Annotated in this window: 19 protein-coding genes; 7 read left to right on the top strand and 12 right to left on the bottom strand. The window is 70.0% G+C overall.

From position 1 onward, the window contains the following. The 5 genes from FE811_RS19840 to FE811_RS19820 all read right to left on the bottom strand — a co-directional run. Positions 1-1,152, bottom strand: a 1,152-nt coding sequence (locus FE811_RS19840; protein ID WP_140848517.1) for a pyridoxal phosphate-dependent aminotransferase, incomplete at its 3' end; no start/stop codon positions are given. A gap of 88 nt (positions 1,153-1,240) precedes the next feature. Continuing rightward, positions 1,241-1,831, bottom strand: coding sequence for a sarcosine oxidase subunit gamma (locus tag FE811_RS19835; protein ID WP_116220440.1), 591 nt, complete (start codon positions 1,829-1,831; stop codon positions 1,241-1,243). Continuing rightward, positions 1,824-4,757, bottom strand: coding sequence for a sarcosine oxidase subunit alpha family protein (locus FE811_RS19830; RefSeq protein ID WP_116220441.1), 2,934 nt, complete (start codon positions 4,755-4,757; stop codon positions 1,824-1,826). Before FE811_RS19830 ends, FE811_RS19835 begins: the two co-directional genes overlap by 8 nt. Further along, entirely contained in the window at positions 4,754-5,038 is a 285-nt protein-coding gene (locus tag FE811_RS19825) for a sarcosine oxidase subunit delta (RefSeq protein ID WP_116220442.1), read from the bottom strand. The genes FE811_RS19830 and FE811_RS19825 overlap by 4 nt, the downstream gene beginning before the upstream one ends. Before the next feature lie 9 nt (positions 5,039-5,047). Beyond that, entirely contained in the window at positions 5,048-6,298 is a 1,251-nt protein-coding gene (locus FE811_RS19820; RefSeq protein WP_116220443.1) for a sarcosine oxidase subunit beta family protein, read from the bottom strand. Positions 6,299-6,411: 113 nt separating this feature from the next. On the opposite strand from FE811_RS19820, the gene FE811_RS19815 reads away from it, so the two are divergent. Together FE811_RS19815 and FE811_RS28640 are read left to right on the top strand one after the other, a co-directional pair. Next, a complete protein-coding gene (locus FE811_RS19815) occupies positions 6,412-7,443 on the top strand; it encodes a GlxA family transcriptional regulator (protein ID WP_243700313.1) in 1,032 nt (343 codons plus the stop codon). Beyond that, positions 7,410-8,207, top strand: coding sequence for a response regulator (locus FE811_RS28640; protein WP_052096227.1), 798 nt, complete (start codon positions 7,410-7,412; stop codon positions 8,205-8,207). The genes FE811_RS19815 and FE811_RS28640 overlap by 34 nt, the downstream gene beginning before the upstream one ends. Positions 8,208-8,218: 11 nt before the next feature. On the opposite strand, the gene FE811_RS19805 is transcribed toward FE811_RS28640, so the two are convergent. Together FE811_RS19805 and FE811_RS19800 are read right to left on the bottom strand one after the other, a co-directional pair. Further along, positions 8,219-10,624 carry an ATP-binding protein gene (locus FE811_RS19805; protein WP_116220444.1) on the bottom strand — a complete coding sequence of 802 codons (2,406 nt, stop codon included), beginning with the start codon at positions 10,622-10,624 and terminating at the stop codon, positions 8,219-8,221. 8 nt (positions 10,625-10,632) lie between these two features. Beyond that, entirely contained in the window at positions 10,633-11,286 is a 654-nt protein-coding gene (locus FE811_RS19800) for an ABC transporter substrate-binding protein (protein ID WP_166435371.1), read from the bottom strand. Between the two features lie 250 nt (positions 11,287-11,536). Between FE811_RS19800 and FE811_RS19795 the strand changes: the two genes are divergently transcribed. Genes FE811_RS19795 through FE811_RS19780 form a run of 4 tightly spaced genes read left to right on the top strand, consistent with a single transcriptional unit; the run spans position 11,537 to position 14,771 of the window. Next, the gene (locus tag FE811_RS19795; RefSeq protein WP_036759698.1) at positions 11,537-12,370 is read left to right on the top strand and encodes a transporter substrate-binding domain-containing protein; all 834 of its coding nucleotides are present in this window, start codon (positions 11,537-11,539) and stop codon (positions 12,368-12,370) included. 13 nt (positions 12,371-12,383) lie between these two features. Next, the gene (locus FE811_RS19790; protein ID WP_036759696.1) at positions 12,384-13,139 is read left to right on the top strand and encodes an amino acid ABC transporter permease; all 756 of its coding nucleotides are present in this window, start codon (positions 12,384-12,386) and stop codon (positions 13,137-13,139) included. Further along, a complete protein-coding gene (locus FE811_RS19785) occupies positions 13,129-14,010 on the top strand; it encodes an amino acid ABC transporter permease (RefSeq protein WP_116220446.1) in 882 nt (293 codons plus the stop codon). The genes FE811_RS19790 and FE811_RS19785 overlap by 11 nt, the downstream gene beginning before the upstream one ends. An 11-nt stretch (positions 14,011-14,021) precedes the next feature. Further along, entirely contained in the window at positions 14,022-14,771 is a 750-nt protein-coding gene (locus tag FE811_RS19780) for an amino acid ABC transporter ATP-binding protein (protein ID WP_116220447.1), read from the top strand. Between the two features lie 293 nt (positions 14,772-15,064). Here FE811_RS19780 and FE811_RS19775 read toward each other — a convergent pair whose 3' ends face one another. From FE811_RS19775 to FE811_RS19760, 4 genes are read right to left on the bottom strand one after another with little or no spacing between them, the layout of a single operon-like run. Next, complete coding sequence (locus FE811_RS19775) at positions 15,065-15,676, bottom strand: hypothetical protein (RefSeq protein ID WP_116220448.1); 612 nt, start codon at positions 15,674-15,676, stop codon at positions 15,065-15,067. 1 nt (position 15,677) lies between these two features. Then, positions 15,678-18,560: an FAD-dependent oxidoreductase gene (locus FE811_RS28635; protein ID WP_116220449.1), complete on the bottom strand. Its 2,883-nt coding sequence runs from the start codon at positions 18,558-18,560 to the stop codon at positions 15,678-15,680. Next, on the bottom strand, positions 18,557-18,826 hold the full coding sequence (locus tag FE811_RS19765) for a sarcosine oxidase subunit delta (RefSeq protein WP_116220450.1): 270 nt from the start codon (positions 18,824-18,826) through the stop codon (positions 18,557-18,559). The genes FE811_RS28635 and FE811_RS19765 overlap by 4 nt, the downstream gene beginning before the upstream one ends. Positions 18,827-18,835: 9 nt before the next feature. Next, positions 18,836-20,077, bottom strand: coding sequence for an FAD-dependent oxidoreductase (locus tag FE811_RS19760; RefSeq protein WP_116220451.1), 1,242 nt, complete (start codon positions 20,075-20,077; stop codon positions 18,836-18,838). A 172-nt stretch (positions 20,078-20,249) separates the two neighbouring features. Between FE811_RS19760 and FE811_RS19755 the strand changes: the two genes are divergently transcribed. Continuing rightward, entirely contained in the window at positions 20,250-21,152 is a 903-nt protein-coding gene (locus FE811_RS19755) for a LysR family transcriptional regulator (RefSeq protein WP_036759713.1), read from the top strand. Positions 21,153-21,161: 9 nt separating this feature from the next. Here FE811_RS19755 and FE811_RS19750 read toward each other — a convergent pair. Beyond that, positions 21,162-21,737, bottom strand: a 576-nt coding sequence (locus tag FE811_RS19750) for a DUF2269 family protein (protein ID WP_370362687.1), incomplete at its 5' end; no start/stop codon positions are given.

The following is a 21,737-nucleotide window of genomic DNA, read 5'->3' as shown; positions in this document are numbered from 1 at the left end:
CTGCGAGAAGTTCAGCCGGATGCTGTCGCCGGAATGCGGGCCGAACTCGGTGCCGGGGGTGACGATGACGCCCGCCTGCAACCGCAGCGCCTTGACGAAATCCACGTGGCCAATGGTCAGCGCGGGCAGGCTGGGAAACAGGTAGCTGCCGGCCTGCGGCGCGCGGACGAAACACCCCTCGATGCCGCCGAACAGCGCCAGCAGGTCGTCGCGGATCGCCTGGTGGCGGGCGATGCGCTCGGCCATCCAGCCCTCGGGCTCGGCGAACCAGGTCCGCAGCACCGCCTGCGAATAGCCTGCCGCGCGCAGGGACACGATGGCTTGCAGCTTTTCCATGCGGGCGATGACCTGGGTCGAGCCGAAGGCGACCCCCAGCCGATAGCCGCTGAGCGATTCGGTCTTGGACGGGCCCATGATGGTCACGACGTTTTCCGCGTCGATGTCCATGGCCCGCAGATGCGTATAGGAGGCCGAGGGGTAGAGCAGCCGCGAATACAGCTGGTCCACGATCACGGTCGCGCCGTATTGCGCCGCCAGCGCCGCGATCCGGGCGATCTCGTCCTGCGAATAGACCACGCCGGCGGGGTTGTTCGGGTTCGAGAACAGAAACAGCCTTGCCCCGGCGCGGAATGCCGCCTCCAGGCCGTCCAGGTCCAGGCCCGCCTGCCCCGCCGCAGCCTCGCGATAGGCCAGCCGGACGGGAAGCATCTCGCCCTCGAAGAACTCGACCAGCTTGCGGTTGGCGAAGTAGTCGGGCTGGACGATGGCGACCTTGTCGCCCCGCGAAACCGTCGCGGCCACGGCCAGGAACAGCGCGCCCTGCGTGCCGGGGGTGATGATCAGCCCGTCCCGCGCATCGACGGGCGCGCCGGTAAAGCCGGCCAGCCGCGCGCCCACCACCTCGCGGATGCCCAGGTCGCCGCGATATTCGGTATAGGCCTGCGCCCCGCCCAGGGCGACGCCGGCCGAAAACGCCTCGAAGGCGCCGGGCGTCGGCTCATGCGCATCCACGTCGCCATGCGAGAAATCGACCGGGCGGCCCGAGAGCTTGTCCCCCCGCAGGAAGCCCTCGGCGCCCGCCGGGCCTTGCCGGACCTCTTGTCCGGGGGCGTTATCGGTGCCCAACTTGCTGAATTTGCTTTGGATCGACATGGTGGTTTTCCCTTTCCCGCAGCGGGGGTTTGACGTTGCGGGCAGCCTATTGCCTTTGGGTCGATGGTAAAAACTGGCTTTTGTAGAATCAGACGATAGGAAAACCGTCGTCCGGCGCCGCGGCCGCCCCCTGCCGCCGCAGGGTGGTGGCCAGCGCATGCCACAGCGACCCGGCCATGCTGCGCATCCCCAGCACCGCCAGCCGGTCGGGGGCGCGGCGGATCAGGAAGACGCCCATGTGATGCGCCAGGGTCCGGGTGGCGCTGCCGGGGCCGAAGCCGTCGGGGTCGATATTGGCCAGCCTTTCCAGCAGCGCCCGGATCGGCGCCTCGCCCCGGTCCGAGACGATCTCGAACGCCGCCCAGCCGTCGGTCTGGTCCGTGACCGAGCAGCCCGGCGTCCCGGCGGCCAGCACGGCCGCGAAATCTTCGGCGGCGCGGCCGGGGGCCTCGATCATCCACTGGCCGGGGCCGGTCCAGAAGGCGGCGATGCCCTGCCCCTCGGCCCATCGCCCCGGTCCGGGCAGGGCCAGCCCCAGCGGCGCGGGCTGGGCGGCGCCCTGGCGCAGCGCCAGCGACGCCAGGGCAAGGCCGGCATTCTCGGTGATGCGCAGCGCGCCGAAACGCTGGTCGGCGGGCGTGGCGGCGCCAAGCGCGGTGATCGGGGTCAGGTCAGTCACGCAGGCGCCCTCCTTCGGGGTCGATGAAATGGGGCGAAACGACGCGCAAAGGCACGCTCTGCCCCTGCAACGGGTTGGCGGCGACGATCACCTCGCCCATGCGGGCAGCGCCGTTTTCCAGAAAGCCCAGGCCGATGGCATGGCCCAGATGCGGCGAATGGCAGGCCGAGCTGATCCAGCCCTGATCGGTCCAGGTGTCCTGCGCCTCGCCCTGGCGGAACAGGTGCGAGCCGGGGACCACCGGCTGCGCCGGATCGACCGGCTGCAAGCCGACCAGCACGCGGGTCTCGGCCAGCATCCCCTCGCGCCGCGACATGACCGCGCCGATGCCATCCTTTTTCGCCGACACCATCCGGCCCATGCCCAGCATCTGCGCGCTGGTCTGGCCGTTCAGTTCGTTGCCGGCGGCATGGCCCTTTTCGATGCGCAGCACCCCCAGCGCCTCGGTGCCATAGGGGGTGGCGCCCAGGTCGGCGCCCGCCTCGACCAGCCTTGCCATCAGCGCATCGCCATAGCGCGCCGGCACCGCGATCTCATAGGCCAGCTCGCCCGAGAAGCTGATGCGGAAAAGCCGCGCCCGAAGCCCGCCGCAGACGGTCAGCCCGGCGCAGGCCATGAAGGGAAACGCCTCGTTCGACAGGTCGAACCCGTCCACGATCCGCTCCAGCAGCCGGCGCGCGTTCGGGCCGGCGACGGAAAGCTGCGCCCAGGCGTCGGTGGTCGAGATCAGCTGCACGTCCAGCTCGGGCCACAGGCATTGCCGGGCGAACTCCATGTGGCGATAGACCGGGCCGGCCTGCGCGGTGGTGGTGGTCACGACGTAATGGTCCGCGGCCAGCCGGGCGCAGGTGCCGTCGTCCCAGGCCACGCCGTCCTCGCGCAGCATCAGCCCATAGCGGGTCATCCCGACCCGGAGGCTGGCCATGGCGTTGCAATAGAGCCGGTCCAGGAACGCGCCCGCGTCCGCGCCCTGCACGTCCACCTTGCCCAGCGTGGTCACGTCGCAGATGCCGACGCCCTTGCGGGTGGCCAGAACCTCGCGGTCCACGGTCTGGCGCCAATGCGTCTCGCCCGCGCGGGGGAAGTATTGCGCCCGCATCCAGGGCCCGACCTCGACGAAGACCGCGCCCTGGGATTGCGCCCAGGCATGGGTCGGCGTCAGGCGGCGCGGGCGGAAATGCGCGCCGCTGTCGCCGCCGCCCAGCACCGACAGCGAGACCGGCGTATAGGGCGGGCGGAAGATCGTGGTCCCGGTCTGCGCGATCGGCTTGCCGGTCAGTTCCGACATGACCGCAAGCGCGGTGACATTCGCCGTCTTGCCCTGGTCGGTCGCCATCCCCAGCGTGGTCCAGCGCTTCAGATGCTCGACCGGGCGCATGTTTTCCTGATGCGCAAGCGCGATGTCCTTGACCGTCACGTCGTTCTGGAAATCGACCCAGGCCCGGCCCTTGCCCGGCACATGCCAAAGCGGGCGCAGGTTCTGCGCCTGGTCCTCGGCCTGCGGCAGGTCGGGCAGCGGGGCATCCATGTCCAGCTCGGCCAGGGCGCGGCGCGCGGCCTCGGCGCCCGAGCGCAGGGCCTGCGCGGTGCTGCCCCGGCCCTCGGCCGCGCCGGCCGCGATCAGGCCGGCCAGGCCGTCCTTGCCGGGGACAAAGGCGTGCAGCGCGTCGCTCCAGACCGGCCGGCCGCGGTGATGCGAGGCCAGGTGCAGGTTCGGGTTCCACCCGCCCGTCACGCCCAGCGCCCCGCAATCCAGCCATTGGCTGCGGCCATGCTGGCGGACCTCGATCCGGGTCAGGCCCAGCCGGCCCCTGGTGTCACCAACCACAGCGCCGGCGAACAGCGGATAATCCCCCATCGCCACCGCATCCGCGCGGCTGTCGATGACGCCGGCGATGCCGACCCCCTTGGCCGCCAGGTCGAGCGCGGTGCGATGGCCGTCGTCGTTGTTGGTAAAGACGGCCACCCGCCCGGCCGGGCTGACCGCCCAGCGGTTGGCATAGGCCCGCATCGCACCCGCCAGCATGATGCCGGGGCGGTCGTTGTTGGCAAAGGGGATATGGCGCTCGGTCGCGCCCGCCGCCAGGATCGTCCGCCTGGCGGTGATGCGCCAAAGCACCTGGCGCGGCCCGCCCTGCGGTTGCGGCAGGTGGTCGGCCAGCCTTTCGACCGCGCCGTGGACGCCGTGGTCGAATGCCCCGAAGACGGTGGTGCGGCGCATGATGCGCAGGTTCGGCAGGCTGGCCAGCTCCGCCTCGACCCCGGCCACCCATTCGGGGGCGGGCGCGCCGTCCAGCGGATGCGTCTCGGCCAGAAGCCGGCCGCCCAGGCGGAAATCCTCGTCCGCCAGGATGACCCGGACCCCCGCGCGCGCCGCGGTCAGCGCCGCCGCCAATCCCGCGGCCCCGGCGCCGATCACCAGCAGGTCGCAATGCAGGAAGCCCTTGTCGTATTCGTCGGGGTCGGGCTGCATCGACAGCCGGCCCAGCCCCGCCGCCCGGCGGATCGCGGGCTCGTAGAGCTTTTCCCAGAAGGCGCGCGGCCACATGAAGGTCTTGTAATAGAAGCCCGCCGCGAAAAAGGGCGACAGCCGGTCGTTCACCGCCATCAGGTCGAAACGCAACGAGCCGACGCGGTTCTGGCTGCGCGCCCGAAGCCCGTCGTAAAGCTCGGCCACGGTGGCGCGGGTATTGGGCTCTTGCCGGGCGCCGTCGCGCAGCTCGACCAGCGCGTTCGGTTCCTCGGACCCGGCCGAGATGGGGCCGCGCGGGCGGTGATACTTGAAGCTGCGCCCCATCAGCCGCACCCCGTTGGCCAAGAGCGCCGAGGCCAGCGTATCGCCGGGATGGCCGGAATAGCGGCGCCCGTCGAAGGTAAAGCTCAGGCTGCGCGAGCGGTCGACCAGCCCACCGGACAGCCGGGTCATGCCGCACCGCCTTTCAGCTTGACGTCGCGGGCCAGTTCGGCGCCCAGGATGCGATGCGTCACCGTATCGCGGGTCACGATCAGCCACGAGCGGTCGCCCTGTTCGTGGAACCACAGCTCGCGATGCACCCCGGCCGGGTTGTCGCGCAGATAGATGTATTCGGCAAAGGCCGCCTCGGCGCCCTCGGCCATGCCATCGGGCCGCGCGATCAGGCGGGCATCGCCCAGATAGGTGAACTCCTGCGCGTCGCGGGGGCCAAGCAGGGGATGGGGGATCAGCATCACATGACCTCAGTGCAGGTTCGGCGTGGGGCCCACGCCCTTTTCGTCGATGACATGGCCGCGCGCGAAACGGTCCAGCCGATAGAAGCGGGCGGTGTCGTGCGGGGTGTCGGTGGCCATGAGATGCGCAAAGGCATAGCCGCTGGCCGGCGTCGCCTTGAAGCCGCCATAGCACCAGCCCGCATTCAGATAGAGCCCCTCGACGGGGGTGCGGTCGATGATCGGGCTACCGTCCATCGACATGTCCATGATCCCGCCCCAGATCCGCAGCAGCCGCGCCCGCCCGATCATCGGCATCAGCGCCATGCCGCTTTCGGCGACGTCCTCGACCACCGGCAGGTTGCCGCGCTGCGCATAGGAGTTGTAGCCGTCGGGATCGCCACCAAAGACCAGCCCGCCCTTGTCGGACTGGCTGACGTAGAAATGCCCGGCGCCGAAGGTGATGACCCCCGGAATGGTGGGCTTGAGCCCCTCGGACACGAAAGCCTGCAGGACATGGCTTTCGATGGGCAGGCGCAGCCCCGCCGCCGCCATCACCCGGCTGGACGAGCCCGCCACCGCCACCCCCACCTTGCCCGCGGCAATAGGGCCGCGCGAGGTCTCGACCCCGCGGATGCGGCCGCCTTCGATGCGAAAGCCGGTGACTTCGCAGTTCTGGATCAGGTCGACCCCGGCCATGTCGGCGCCGCGGGCATAGCCCCAGGCCACCCCGTCGTGGCGCGCGGTGCCGGCCCGGCGCTGCAGCAGCCCGCCCTTGATGGGAAAGCGGGCGTTGTCGAAATTCAGGAAGGGCGCCATCGCCCGCACCTGCTCGCGGTCCAGCAATTCCGCATCCGCCCCCGCCAGCAGCATGGCATTGCCGCGCCGGCGATAGGCGTCGCGCTGGCCGTCGCTGTGGAACAGGTTCAGGATGCCGCGCTGGCTGACCATGGCGTTGAAGTTGAACGCCTGCTCCAGCCCCTCCCACAGCGTCATCGAGAACTCGTAGAAGGGCTCGTTGCCCGGCAGCAGGTAGTTCGAGCGGATGATGGTGGTGTTGCGGCCGATATTGCCCGACCCCAGCCAGCCTTTTTCCAGCACCGCGATGCGCGACTGCCGGAAGGTGTTGGCCAGGTAATAGGCCGTCGCCAGCCCATGCCCGCCGCCGCCGACGATGACATAGTCATAGGCCGGCTGCGGATCGGGATTGCGCCACAGGGGCTTCCAGCCCTTGTGACCCCTGATCGCCTCGGCAAATACCCTGAGTGCTGAAAAGCGCACCTTCGACCCCGTATTGACGTTTCGCCGCCAGATTACGGCTTTCCCGCCGCCAGTCTTTATCCAAGGCGGCCATGTTCTTGCCCATATGCGCCAGGGCTGCTATGCGGCGGCGCATGACCCCGCCCGCCTCCATCGGTTTCCTGCTCTTGCCCGGCTATGCGATGATGTCGCTGGCCTCGGCGATCGAGCCGCTGCGGGCGGCCAACCAGCTGGGTCCACGCCCGCTCTACCGGCTGGATTTCCTTGCCGCCGAAAGCGGGTTCGTCGCCTCATCGGTCGGCGGCGGCTTCAACTGCGCCGCCCTGCGCGAGGCGGCGGCCGACCTGGACCTGCTGTTCGTCGTCGCCGGCGGCAACCCGATGCTGCATGACGATCCGGCGCTGATCCACGGCCTGCGCAACCTTGACCGCCGCGGGGTCCGGCTGGGCGGGATTTCCGGCGGCGCGGCGGTGCTGGCGCGGCATGGGCTGATGGAGGGGCGGCGCTTCACCGTCCATTGGCTGCATATCGAGGAATTGCAGGAACTCGCGCCCGGCCTGCTGATCGAGCGCGCGCTTTATGTCATCGACCGCGACCGCTACACCTGCGCCGGCGGCGTCGCCGCCTTCGACATGATGTGCGCGATGATCGCCAGCCAGCACGGCGCCGCATTCGCGCATGAGGTCAGCGACTGGTTCATCCATTCCCGGATGCGCACCGCCTCCGAGCCGCAGCAGCTTGATCCCGCCCGGCGCTACAACCTGCACCACCCCCGGCTCGAGGCGGCGGTGCGGCTGATGACGACGCATATCGCCGATCCGCTGTCCGCGGCGCAGCTGGCCGGCCTGTCCGGTTGCAGCACCCGGCAGCTGCAGCGCCGCTTTGCCGATCATTTCGGCATGAGCATCTCGGATTTCTATCGCAACCTGCGGCTGGAAAAGGCCGACGAGCTGCTGCGCCATTCCGCCCTGCCGCTGGCCGAGATCGCCCAGCTGACCGGCTTTGCCACCGTGCAGCATTTCTCGCGCTGCTTTGCCCGGCATTTCGGCACGCCCCCCGCGCGGCGCAGGCGGGACGGGACGGTGGGCGGGGGCCTTGCGCCGCCGCCCGCGCCCGCGCAATCTGCAACGCCATGGAAAACCTCAAGCGAAACCTGCCGCCGCTGACCAGCCTCGTCGCCTTCGAGGCGGCCGCCCGGCTGGGCAGCTTTTCCGACGCGGCGCGCGAACTGAACGTCACGCGCGAGGCGGTCAGCCGCCAGATCCGCGCGCTCGAGGCCCATCTGGGCCTGTCGCTTTTCGAGCGCAGCGCCAACAGCACCGTGCTGCGCGACTGGGGCGCGCGCTATTTCGAAACCGTGTCGGGCAACCTGGAAAACATCGCCCTGGCCTCGGTCGCGATCCGCGGCGACGAAAACGACGAGGAACCACCCGAGCTGCCGATGGAATCCGACCAGGAGCGCATCCTGATCGTGGACGACATGCCGGCCAATATCCGCAGGCTGCACGACGTGCTGCACGGCCGCTACCAGGTCGTCGCCCATACCCGCGCCGAGGACGCGCTGGACTGGCTGCTGGCGGGCGGCGAGGCCGACCTGATCATGCTGGACGTGCGGATGTCGGGAATGGACGGCTATGCGCTGTGCCGCCGGCTCAAGGCGATGCCGCGCCTGGCCAAGGTGCCGGTGATGTTCCTGACCAGCCTGGACGCGCCCGAGGACGAGACCGAGGGCTTTTCGGTCGGCGCCTGCGACTATGTCGCCCGGCCCTTTGCCCCGGCGGTGCTGCTGGCGCGGATCCGGGTGCAGCTGGACCTGCGCCGGTCGAACATGGCGCTGGAAAACCTGCTCCAGCGCCGCGCCGACCGGCTGGAGCGGGCCGAGGCGCTGCTGGCCGGCATCCGCCGCAGCCTGGCCGATTTCCAGGGCTGATCGGGGCGCGGCTAACCGGGCGACGGCTCGCGCGTCTCCTCGGGCCGGGTCGCGGCCTCGTCCAGCCGGTCCAGGGCCGCGGCGATGCGGTCCATGTCCACCGGGTCTTCCTGCACCGCATGGCAGACCTCGGCCGCGCCCAGTTGCAGCGCCGCGCCCCTGATCGCATGCAGCGCCTCGGCCAGCGGCATCCCGCCCGCCAGCAGGCCGCGCCATTCCTCGATCTCCTCGGGGATCCGCGCCCGCCATCGCGCCGCAAGCTGCCGGTCGCCGCCGGTGTTGCGGTCCAGCGCGGCATAATCCAGCACCGGCAGGGCATCCTCGAGCACCGAGGCCAGCGTCCCGGCCAGGGCGGCGCCGGTCACGGGCTTGGGCAGGAAGGCCGCGAAACCGGCATCGCGGCAGGCCAGCCGCGTCTGGGTGGACACGTCGGCGCTCGAGGCGATGACCGGGATCGCCAGCCCCCGCGCCCGCAATGCGCCCATCAGGGCGATGCCGTCCATTTCCGGCATGTGCAGGTCGGTGATGATCGCATCGGGCAGCGGATGGTCCAGCGCCGCCAGCGCCACACGCCCGCCCGGCGCCGAGGCGACCCTGACGCCAGAGCGCCGCAACAGCTCCTCCATCACGTCGCGGTTGATCTTGCGATCCTCGACCACCAGGACGCGCCTTGCCCGCAACGCCGGCGAGGGGGCGGGACCGGCGGGCGGGCGATCCGGGGCCAGGCGCAGCTCGCGATGGGTCAGGGGCTGCGGCAGGGCCGCCCCGGCCAGGGTCAGCCCGCCGTCGGCAAGCCGCAGCACGGCGCCGTCCGGCGTGCCCGTCATCCGCGCGCGATCCAGCATCCGGCCGATACGGCGGCGCAGGGCCGGGTCGGGGATGTCCAGCAGCGGGCGCGGCAGGACCGGCGGCGGGTCGGCGGCCGGCGGACCGGGGTCCAGCGGCAGTTCCAGCACGAAGAGGCTGCCCACCCCCGGCCGGCTGTGCAGCGTCAGGCGACCCTGCATGCCCTGGGCCATCTGCCGGGCGATGGCCAGGCCCAGGCCCGTGCCCGACACCTCGCGCGAGATCGTCGCATCGGCCTGGGTGAAGGGATCGAAGATGGCGGCCTGGTCCTGTTCGGCGATGCCGTTGCCGCTGTCGAAGACCGAGAGCCGCAGCCGATCGCCCCGGCGAAAGACCCGCAGCGCGATCCGGCCCTGGGCGGTGAACTTGACGGCATTGCTGGTCAGGTTCAGCAGGATCTGCGTCAGCTTCTGCCGGTCGCCCAGGATCGTCGCCGGCACGTCGGCGGCGATGTCGCCCTCGAGCCGCAGCGGGCGCGACCCGATCAGCGCGCGGGTCTGGGCGATCACCTCGTCGAAGACCGCGTCCACCGCAAAGGGCCGGCGCTCGAAGACCATGTGCCCGCCTTCGAGCTTGGACAGGTCCAGCACGCTGTCGATGCTGCCCAGAAGCTGCCTTGCCGCGCCTTGCATGTCGGCGACCTGCCGGCGCGAGGCGGCGGGCAGCCGGTCGGCCAGCAGCAGTTCCGACAGGCCGGTGATCGCGTTCAGGGGCGTTCGCAGCTCATGGCTCATATTGGCCAGGAAGGCCGATTTCGCCCGCGACGCCGCCAGCGCGTCGTTGCGCGCCACCACCAGCTCGGCGGTGCGCTGCTCGACCTCGTCGCGCAGGTGGTCGCGATAGCGTTCCATCTGCGCGACCGTGCGGGTGAAATCCTGCGCCAGCCGCGCGATCTCGTCGTCGCGGGAACGCAGCCGCCCGGCCGCCGGGCCGGTCAGGCGGAACCCCCGCCCCTCGCGCAGGCCCTGCGCCGCCCGGCTCAGCGCGCCCAGGGGCGAGATGACGTAGCGCCTTGCCAGCAAAAACAGCAGCCCGGCCAGCAGCAGCGCCTGCAGGACGGCGGTCAGCACGATGCGCAGCGCCTGCCGGGTGAAGTCGTTGTAAAAGCCCACGAACGAGAAGGTGACGTCGAGCCTTGCGATCTCGGCCACGCCGTCGGGCGCCCGCAGGACGACCGAGCGGGTCTGCGTCAGGCGCTCGGGCGGCAGCATCCAGCCCTTCAGCCAGGCCGGCAGGGCGGCGGCGGGACGCTGGACCTGGAAGCGGGGGATCTGCGCCACCCGCAGCTGCTCGGGCGACAGCAGCAGATCCTCGATCCGCAGCGACAGGATCAGCGGCGCATCGACCAGCCGGTCCAGGATGGCCTGGACCGTGGTCAGGTCCACGTCCCAATAGGCGCGCTCAAGCTGCGGCGCGGCGGAATAGAGGATCCGCTCGGCATTGCCCGTCGCCACCGCGATGCCGCGGCGCAGGTCCGCGACGGCGCTGGCCCCGCCCAGCCCGATGCCCGAGACGATGCTGACCAGCGCCCCGGCCAGCACCATCCGGCGCGCGATGCTGCCCGTGCCCATGCCGCGCCTCACCCGCCCAGCCTGTGGCGCAGGATCGCCGCGATCCGGCCCTCGGCATGCATCCGGCGCAGCACGGCGCCCAGCCGCTCGGCCTTGTCCCGCCCGGCATCGCTGCGGGGAAAGCCGACATAGCGGCCGCGCACGTCCAGCGCGGTGGGCAGGACGCGGACCCGATCCTCGACCGCCAGCTTGCGCATGGCGTGGCGCAGGTTGGCCTCGCCGCCCACCACCACGTCGGCCCGGCGCAACAGCAGCTTGCGCAGGCTGGTCTCGTCATCGACCGAGCCTTCGTGCAGGAAATGCGTCGAGGCGTCGAAGGCGGGGGTATAGGTAAAGCCGTCGACCACGCCCACCGAATACCCGGCCAGCACGCCCAGGCCGGCAAAGTCGCGCAGGGGCGAATCCGCCATGACGACGAAGACCAGCCGCGTCGTCCGCAACGGCCCGACCATCAGCCAGTTGCGGAACCGCTCGGGGGTCGGCGCCAGCTGGAACAGCCCGTCCGCCTCGCCCATGCCCGGCGCCAGCAGCGCCCGGCGCCAGGGCAGGGGCACGAAGCGCATCCCGATCCCCAGCCGCAGGGCGGCATCGCCCAGGATGTCGATGTCGGCGCCGACGAACCGGCCGCTGTCCAGGTAGTTGTAGGGCGCGAACTCGTCCATCCCGACCATCGTCCAGGTTTCGGGCCCCGCGCGCAGGGCCGAGGGCGCGGCACAGGCAGCCGCCCAGCCCGCAAGCCCGCCCAGCACGCGGCGGCGCGCGACTGCGGCAGGGGGCGCGGCGCATGATGGCGCGGCCTTCCCGCCTTTGTCCGGGGAAATAATGTTGCCGCAGCAGGGCAATGTTTTCGTCTCTCACGCTCTGTCGGAGGGCTTTGCTAGTCCTCTCATAATCAACAGGAGAGTCCCATAGATGAAAACCATCCTCGCCACCCTTCTGGCGTCCGCGGTCGCGCTTGCGCCGCTGGCCGCCGCCGCCGAAAGCTGCACCAATGCCGGGCTGAAGCGCATCCAGGATCGCGGCACCCTGATCGCCGGGGTCAAGGCCGACTACAAGCCCTGGGGCTATCGCGACACGGCCGGCAACATCGTCGGGCTGGAGATCGACATGGCGCAGATGGTCGCCGACACGCTGGGCGTCAAGCTGGAGCTGGTGCCGGTGATCGCGTCGAACCGGATGCAGTTCCTGCAGCAGGGCCAGATCGACCTGATGATCGCCACCATGACCGACACCGCCGACCGGCGGGCGATGGTGGGGATCAAGGGGCCGAACTACTATGCCTCGGGCACGGCGGCGCTGACGCCCAAGGCGATGGGCCTGACCGATTGGAACGCATTGCGCGGCAAGCCGGTCTGCGGCGTGCAGGGCTCGTTCTACCTGCAGAAGATCGAACAGGAATACGGCGCCACCATCGCCGCCTTCGGCAACGCGGCCGAGGCCAAGCAGGCGCTGCGCGACAAGAAATGCGTGGCCTTCGTCTATGACGACACCACCATCGGCGCCGATTACGCCGCCGGCGGCTGGGACGATTTCGAGATCTCGCTGCCGGTCGAGGATTTCGCGCCCTGGGGCCTGGCCGTCGCCAAGTCCGAGGAAAGCTGCGCGCTTGGCCAGATCGTCTCGGGCCTGCAATACGCCTGGCACCGCGACGGCACGCTGATCGAGCTGGAAAAGAAATGGGGCGTCGCCGCCAGCCCCTTCCTGGCCGACATGCACGCGCGGATGGCCGATCCGCTGGCGCAGTAGGGGCCGCGCGCCGATGCTGACGGACATGCAGGATTTCTTCCGGGAACTGGCCGCCACCTCTCCGCACTGGAACTTCATCTGGCTTTACGATCCGGTCCAGATGGACCGGGTTCTGGGCGGGCTGTGGATGACCATCAAGCTCAGCCTGGCCTGCCTGGTGTTTTCCGTCGTCATCGGCGTCGTCGGCGCCTGGGCGCAGGAGGCGAAAAGCCGCCTTCTGCGCAGCGCGGTGCAGGGCTATGTGCAGTTCTTCCGCAACACGCCGCCGCTGATCCAGCTGCTGTTCTTCTATTTCGCGCTGGGGCAGTTCACCCCCAGCTACAGCCCCGACGGCTGGCTCGAGGTGCCGATCATCTCGAACGTCGGCTGGGCGATCATCGCGCTGTCCTTCTTTGCCGGCGCCTTCAACATCGAGATCTTCCGCGCCGGGATCGAGGCCGTGCCCCATTCCACCCGCGAGGCTGCGGAATCGCTGGGGATGACGCGGCTTCAGGCCTATACCAACGTGGTGCTGCCGCTGACCCTGCGGATCTCGCTGCCGGCGCTGTCGGCCAATCTCATCAACCTGGTCAAGACCACCAACCAGGCCTATGCCATCGCGGTCCCCGAACTGCTTTACCAGTCCGTCTCCATCTGGAACGATTTTCCCTCGGCCCAGAACCCGACCATGCTGCTGATGATGGTCTGCTACCTGGGGCTGGTCGGGCTGTTGTCCCTGGGCATGGGCCAATGGGAACGCAAGCTGAGGATTCCAGGCTATGGCGTATAAAACCCCCGTCCCGATGGCCAAGGGCGCGCTGCCGGTGCTGCTGCCCTTTGCCCCGCGCGGCCCGGCCTATGACGCGTTCTTCGCGACGCGCTGGCTGGCCGCGATCCCGGCCGGCTGGATCGTGGCGCTGGCGGCGCTGTTTCCCGCCATGGTCCTGGCGCAGGCCGGCGCCGCCGCCGCCATCGAAACCCCGCTGGAAAAACTGCTGCGCTGGATGCCCTTCCTGTTCACGCAGGGCTTCCTGTTCAACGTGCTGATCTCGGTCCTTGCCATGGCGATCGGGACGGCGGTCGGCGCCTTTGCCGGGCTGGCGCTGATCTCGCGCGCGCGGCTGTTGCGCGCCGTCGCGCGGGTCTATGTCACCTTCTTCCGCAACGTGCCCTGGCTCGTGCTGCTGTTCATCGTGCTGCTGGCCTTTCCGTTCCAGATCAAGGTCTTCGGCATGACGATCCCCCTGCCCGGCTGGATCAAGACGGTAATCGGCCTGGCCATCCCGGTATCGGCCAACATCGCCGAGGTGGTCCGCGGCGCCGTCCAGTCCGTGCCCACCGCGCAATGGGAGGCGGCCGAGTCGCTGGGCTTCACCCGCCGCCAGACCATCTGGCAGATCATCCTGCCGCAATGCTTCAAGCGGATGCTGCCGCCCTGGATGAACTGGTACGCGATCCTGACCATGTCCACGCCGCTCTGCTCGCTTCTGGGCGTGGGCGAGATCATCAGCCTGACCCGGCAGGCCATGGAGGCCGAGGGCAACCGCCCCGAACTCCTGATCCCCTTCTACGGCTTCGCGCTGCTTCTGTTCCTTGCATACTGCTATCCGATCGCCCGCCTGACCCTGCGGCTGGAACGTCGGTTCGCGGTCAAAAACTGAAAGGGTGTCCCATGACAAACTGGACCGCCGACCAGCCCATCGTCCGCCTGCGCGACGTCCACAAATCCTATGGCCAGGTCGAGGTGCTTCGCGGCATCAGCATGGACGTGATGAAGGGCGAGGTGATCTGCATCATCGGCCCCTCGGGATCGGGCAAGTCGACGCTGATCCGCTGCATCAATGCGCTGAACGACATCCAGGCCGGCTCGATCCAGGTCGAGGGGCAAGAGGTCCACGACCCCAGGCTGGACAAGCTGGCCTTGCGGCGCAAGGTCGGCATGGTCTTTCAGCAATACAACCTGTTCCCGCACAAGACCGCGCTGCAGAATGTGATGATGGCGCCGGTCAAGGTGCTGAAGGAAAAGCCTGCCGAGGTCGAGACCCGCGCCCGCGCCCTGCTGAAGAAGGTGCGGCTGGAGGGCAAGGAGAACCACTATCCGGGCGAGCTTTCGGGCGGCCAGCAGCAGCGCATCGCCATCGCCCGCTCGCTGGCGATGCGGCCCGACGTGATGCTGTTCGACGAGGTGACGGCAGCGCTGGACCCCGAGACGGTCAAGGAAGTCCTTGTCACCATCAAGGATCTGGCCGCCGAGGGCATGACCTGCATCCTGGTCACGCATGAGATGGGCTTCGCGCGCGAGGTCGCCGACCACATCTATTTCACCGACCGCGGCGTGATCGTGGAACACGGGCCCCCGGCCGAGTTCTTTACCCAGGCCAAGGACGCGCGCACCCGCGATTTCCTGGACCAGGTGCTGTAGCGCCGGCTAGAATCCGAACGCCTGCCCGATCCGGCGGATCGGGCGGGCATTTTCGCGGCCGGCAGGGCAAGGCGTGCGGACAAAGGCGGGCGATCAGCCCCCCAGGCGGCCCATCCCGAATACCCGGCGGCACATCGGTGACGAAATCCGTCGCGTAATCGAACAAGGCCACGTCGAGACGCGCGCACCCGCGATCTCCTGGGCTAGGTGCTGTCGCGCCCCAAGAACGCAACGCCCGCCCGATCCGGCAGATCGGGCGGGCGTCTTCATGTTCGCCAAAGGGGGGCGGGCGATCAGCCCGTCAGGCGGCCCATCTGGAATCCCGCCAGCACGTCGGCGACGAAATCCGCCGCATAGTCCGACGAAGCCACGTCGAACAGCATGTCCAGGCCGGGCTGGCCGTTGCGGTCGTTGCGGACCAGCACCGCATCCATGTGCAGGGCGCGGGTCTGGACCACGGCGCCGGGACCGAAAACATGCGGCCGGGTATCGACCGCGGTCAGCAGCGGCAGGGCATCGGCCAGGCCCGGCCCGGTCAGGGCCAGCCAGCACCAGGTCTCCTCGCGCCAGGCGTCGAAGCCCTTGGGGCCGGCGGCCTGCTGCCAGTCCTGCCGCAACGCGGCCAGCCCCGTTGGTCCGGCGAGGGGATCGGCCAGCAGGACGACCTCGTCGCCGCCCAGCCGGACGACGGTCATGCCGGGGGCCTCGGCCGTTCGGTGGATGGTGTCGGGCAGCGGGCAGCCGCGGCCGGACAGCCACGCGGCCGTGCCGGGCCCGCGCAACCCGAAACGCGGCAGCGCGGACAGGTCGAGCATCCAGTCCCGGCCGTCCTGGGGCCAGGCGTCCAGCAGCGGCAGCCGGTCGGCAAGCGGCCATATCCGGGCCGGTGCGGCAAGCGCGGTCATGTCACATCTCCTGTCGTGCGTTGTCTTTGTCATGGAAGGGCAGCGCGACGACGGGCGCCTCGACCTCGGCGCCGGCAAAGCCGCGCAGGGTGATCCGCGACCCCGGCTCGGCCTGGTCGGGGGCGACATGGGCCAGCCCGATCCATTGCCCCAGCGTCGGCGAATACCCGAAGGAGGTGACATGGCCGACAGGCTTGCCGTCCTGAAGCACCAGCGCGGATTCGCCCACCCCGGCCGCATTCCCCTCGTCCGGCAGGGCAAAGCCGCAAAGCCGGCGCTTGTCGCCCAGGGCGCGGCGGCGCTCGACCGCGGGCTTGCCGATGTAGAAGGGCTTCTTGCGCGACAGCGCCCAGCCCATGCCCAGCTCGTCCGGCGTGGACAGCGCATCGGTGTCCTGCCCGATGATGATATGGCCCTTTTCCAGCCGCAGGATGCGCGACGCCTCGAGCCCATAGGGCCGCAGCCCCAGGTCCGCCCCCGCCTCGAGCAGCGCCGCCCAAAGCCCGGCGGCATGGGATTGCGGCAGGTGGATCTCGTAGCTCAGCTCGCCGGTGAAGCCGATGCGCATGACCCGGACCGGACAACCCGCCAGTTCGCCCTCGCGCCCGTCCAGGAAGGCAAAGCCCTCGCGGCCGAAGTCGATGCTGCCGGGCAGGCGCTCCAGCACCTCGCGCGCCCTGGGGCCGGTCAGATTCATGGCGCCGAAGGCCGCGGTCACGTTCTGGATGTCCACCCTGGCGCCCATGATGGTCTTTTGCAGCATCATCTCGGCGAAAAGCCGATCGACCGCGCCGGTGGTCGCCGTCACGTAGAAATGCTCGTCCGACAGGCGGAAGGCCACGCCGTCGTCCAGGATCGACCCCATCTCGTTCAGGGCCAGGCAATAGCGCACCCGGCCCACCGGCTGCCCGGCATGGGCCATGGTATAGATGCGGTCCAGGAAGGCCCCCGCATCCGGCCCGCGGATCTCCAGCTTGCCCAGGGTCGAGACGTCCAGCATCCCCGCCGCCTCGCGCACCATGCGGATCTCGCGCCGGATCGCATCCTCGGGCGCGTCGGCGCCGGGATAGACCAGGGGCCGCCACCAGGCGCCCACCGGCGTCATCCGGGCCCCGGCCGCCAGATGGGCAGCGTGCAGCGGCGTGCGGCGGTGGCGTTCGGGCGTGGTATCGGCCAGAAGGCCCAGCCTTTCCGGGCCGAAGGGCGGGCGCGCGGTGGTGATGCCGACCTCGGCCAGGCTGCGCGCGGTCTTGCGGGCGACGATGCGCGCCGTGGCCAGCGCCGAATGCCGCCCCTGCGACGGCCCCATGCCGACGGTGGAATAGCGCTTCACCAGCTCCAGTTCGCGATAGCCGTCGGCGATGGCGTTCTCGATGTCCTTGACCTGGAGATCCTCGTCGAAATCGACGAAGTCGCGGCCCTTGGGATGGGCTGGCGAGGGCGCGGCGCGGCGCCAGCCGGCCTGCACCGGCGCCGGCGCCGGCAGTTCCTGCGCGGGCGCCAGGCCCAGCCCGGCCGCGGCGCCCAGCCCGGCGATCCGGCCGCTTTCGATCACCGCCGCCAGGTCGGACAGGCCCGCCGCCGCCCCGGCAAGGTGGACATGATCCGGCACCCCGGTGATCGAGAAGCGCGTGCCGCCGTCGTCCGAGGACAGCCGCGCCCCGGCATGAAGCGCAAGCTGGTAGCCCGGCGTATAGCCGCCGGCCATGACCAGCAGGTCGCAGTCCAGCCGGGTCCGGCCGCCCTGGCGGTCCTGGACCTCGACCGCCTTCAGGTGCAGGCCGCCGCGGGCCTGCCGGATGGTGCAGCCGCGCATGACCGGCACCCCGCGCCGCGCCAGTTCCGGGGCAAGGCCGTCGCGGTCCTCGACCTCGGGGTCGATCACCGCGGCGATCCTGACGCCGGCGTCGTCCAGGTCCAGGGCCGCCAGATAGCCGTCGCGGTCGCCGGCATAGACCACCGCCCGCCGGCCCGGACGCACGCCGTAATGCCGCATCAGGCGCTGCGCGGCCGAGGACAGCATGACGCCGGGCAGGTCGTTGTTGCGAAAGATCAGCGGCTGCTCGTGCGCGCCGGTGGCCAGCACCAGCTCGGCCGCGCGGATGCGGATCAGGCGGTCGCCTTGCAGCACCGGCAGCCAGTTGTCGGCGAAATGCCCGTTGCAGGTCGCGCCGGACAGGACCGCGATCCCGGCCGCCGCCGCCTGCCGGCGCAGCGCGTCCAGGTGGCGGGCCGCATCGGCGGTTTCGACGCCGAAGCGGGCATAGGTCAGCGCGCCGCCCAGTTCCGGCTCCTTCTCGACCAGGATCACGTCGGCGCCCGCCTCGGCGGCGGCGATGGCGGCGGCAAGGCCGGCCGGCCCCGCCCCCACCACCAGCACGTCGCAATGCCGGGTTTCCTTGAGATAGCTGCGCGGCGCCGGGTCCAGGCTGACGGTGCCCAGCCCGGCCGAGGCGCGGATGATCGGCTCCCACAGCTTCAGCCAGCTATTCCTGCGCGGCCCGAAGAAGGTGCGGTAATAGAAACCCACCGGCAGGAAGCGGCCCAGGTGGTCGATGATGCGGCCGCGATCCCGGCGCAGGCTGCCGCTGACGTTCAGCGGCGTGACCGCCATGCCCTCGGCCACCTGGCGCAGGTCGGCGCGGACATTGGCCTCGTCGCCGATCTGCACCAGGGTATTGGCGTCCTGCCCGGCCATGGTCAGGATGCCGCGCGGGCGGTGATACTTGAAGGACCGCGACAGGATCCATTCGCCCTTCGCGGCCAGCGCGCTGGCGATAGTGTCGCCGGGATGGGCAGAGACGGGCCGCCCCTCGAAGGTGAAGCCGATGGCGGCGTTGCGGTCGATGCGGCTGCCCCAGCCGTGGCCAAGTCTGTTGCTCATGCGGCGCTCGTGGGTTTGTCTGCGTCCGAACCCTTCAGCCAGGTGCGCAGGATTTCATCCGAGATCAGGTTGCGTTCAGCGATGAACACCGTGTTCGAGGGGGTGTGGCGCCACCATTCGCGCAGCACGCCCATCGGGTTCGGCGCCAGGAAAAGCCGCTCGACCAGGGTTTCGTCGCGGGCCTCGTCCTCGGCTTGGACGGGGCCGAGCCATTGGAATTCGGAAATATTGCGGGGCCCGTTCACCGGGCAGGTCATGATCTTCATCGCAGCACCTCAATGCCCGGCCGCCGTGGCGCCCATTTCGTTCAGAAGCTCGAATCGCGCAAAGCGCTCCAGCGCAAAGGGCATCAGGATGTCGGGCACCCGGCCGGTCGCGATGGTTTCGGCCATGCGCTTGCCCGCCACCGCCGTCGCCTTGAACCCCCAGGTGCCCCAGCCCGCGTCCAGCCAATAGTTCTGCAGGGGCGAGGCGCCCATGATCGGGCTGAAATCCGGGGTGATGTCGGTGATCCCCGCCCATTGCCGCAAAAGCTTGACGTTGTGCAGGAAGGGCATCAGCTGCAGCGCGCCGGTGGCCAGCGCCTCTTTCTGCGGCAGGCTGGAGCGGGTCGAGGCCAGCTGGTAGGGGTCGGTCCCGCCGCCGATCACGATCTCCCCGCGCGAGGACTGCACCAGATAGGTATGCAGGTTCGACGAGGACAGCAGGATGTCCAGGAACGGCTTGAGCGGCTGCGTGACCATGGCCTGCAGGGGAAAGCAGCGGATCGGCAGCCGGATGCCGGCCATTTCGGCGATGCGCCCGTTCATCCCGCCCGCCGCCTGCAAGACCTGCCCGGCCAGGACGGTGCCGCGATTGGTCCGTATCTCGGTCACGCGGCCGCCGGCGATGCCGAAGCCCGTGACCTCGGTGCGCTGGTGGATCTCGACCCCGCGCTCGGCGGCGCGCTTGGCATAGCCCCAGGCGACGGCGTCGTGGCGCGCGGTGCCGCCGTCGGCGTGCCACAGCCCGCCCAGGACCTCGTGCTGGCCGCCGAAATCCATGTTCACATGCGGGCACAGCTCCTGCACGGTCTGGGCATCCACGACCTCGGCGCGGATGCCGGCATGCTTGCCCATCTCGGCCCGCAGGCGAAAGCTGCGCATGGCCGCGTCGGAATGGGCCAGCGTCAGCTGGCCGCGCTGCGAGAACATGACGTTGAAGCCCAGCTCCTGCGACATGGTCTCGAACAGCGAGACGCCTTCGCGATAGAACTCGATCGAGGGCAGCGTCAGGTAGTTCGAGCGCACCGTCGTCGTGTTGCGCGCCGTGTTGCCGCCGGCCAGATAGCCCTTTTCCAGCACGGCGATGTTCGAGATGCCGTGGTAATGCGACAGGTAATAGGCCGCCGCCAGCCCGTGGCCGCCGCCGCCGATGATGACGACATCGTAGCTTTTGCGCAGCTCGGGCGTGGAGGGAATGTCGCGATAGGGCCGGTGGCCCCGTCTCAACCCGTATTTCAGCAGTTCGATCGGCATGCGTCGTCCCCGGTTTTCCGCCGCCAGTCTTGCCGCCGGCCGCTGCGCGGGCAAGAAACGGAACCTGGCCCTCAGACCCCGTTTTCGTAATGGCCGGAAAAGAAAACCCGCTGGCAAGGGGCAGGCCGTCCCGCTATAATGGCCGGCGGCCCGGCAGATGAGGATCGGCCCCATGGACCTGCGCTTTCTGGAAACCTTCATCGCCATCGCCGATTGCGGCTCGATCGCCGAGGCGGCCCGGCGGCTGAACCGCACGCCGGCGGCCCTGACCCAGCGCCTGCACGCGCTGGAGCAGGAGCTGGGGCACAAGCTGGTCCTGCGCTCGGGGCGCACGGTGCAGCCCACGGCCGAGGGGCTGGCGATCCTGGATCACGCCCGCGCGCTGGTGCAGGGCGCGCGCGATCTTCAGGCGCTGGCGGCGAACGGGGTGCCGGCGGGGCAGTTGCGGCTGGGCGCGACCGCGACCTCGCTGACCGGATTGCTGCCGGCCATCATCACCCGGCTCAGCGCCGACTATCCCTCGATCGAATATTTCGTCCAGCCCGGCTCGTCGGTCGATCTCTACCATCGCGTGGTCGAGGGACAGCTGGACGCGGCGATCATCGTCAGGCCGCAATTCGCCATCCCGAAATCCACCGACTGGCTGACCATCCGCGACGAGCCGCTGGTCTTCATCGCCTCGCAATCCGCGCCGCCGCTCGACCCGCATGTGCTGATCGAGCGGTCGCGCTTCATCCGCTACGACCGCAACCAATGGGGCGGGCAGATCGTGGACAAATACATCCGCGACCACGGGCTGAAGGTGCAGGAATGGCTGGAGCTGGACGCGCTGGACGCCATCGCCGCGCTGGTGGACCGGGGCCTGGGGGTGGCCATCGTCCCCGACTGGGCGCCGCCCTGGCCGGATGGGCTGCGGCTGCGCAAGACCCTGCTGCCCGCCGGCGAGGCGCGGCATACCGGGGTGATCTGGCAGCGGTCCGGCGCCCGGCATCCGGCGGTCCACGCCTTTGTGCAGGCCTGCCGGACGGTCTTTGCCGGGCCGGCCGCCGGCGGCAGGGGCCGGCCGCAGCCCTGAGGCGGGGCCCTACCAGATCTGCGCCGGCCGCGCGATCATCAGCCAGAAGATGCCCGGCACGGCGGCAAAGGCCGGAAAGCCGAAGGCGAACCAGGCCCGGAACAGCCGAAAACAGCGCGGCGGCAGCGCCCCCCGGTGCAGCGCCGAGACGGCCAGGCCGCGCATCTGCATCTGCATCTGCATCCAGACCACCGGCAGCCAGAAGGCGCCGGTCAGCAGATAAAGCAGCAGCGACAGCACGATCCGATGCTCGCCCAGCCCATGGCCCAGGTGCCAGGCCAGCGCGCCCGCGACCACCCCCGGCCCGGCCAGCGCCCGATGCATCAGTTCCAGCCCGTTCTCGAAATCCGTGGTCAGCGAGATGATCGCGGTCAGCGTCCAGAACAGCACCAGCACCACGAACAGCACCGGCTTGATGGGATAAAACCGGGCGAACCAGCGCTCCCGCACCGTGGCCGGGCGCGCGCGCAAGGTCTCCTCCAGGCCGCGGGGCCGGATGCCGGTCAGCTGGGTCCAGGGCGCCGGGTCGCCGACGGCGCCGTGGCGGATCTCGGCCCGCGCGGTGCTGCGCAGCGGCGGGCGCCG

It is taken from the genome of Paracoccus sp. FO-3, from assembly GCF_006386455.1.
Lineage (GTDB): Bacteria > Pseudomonadota > Alphaproteobacteria > Rhodobacterales > Rhodobacteraceae > Paracoccus > Paracoccus versutus.
This window is presented reverse-complemented; position numbering and strand designations above follow the sequence as displayed.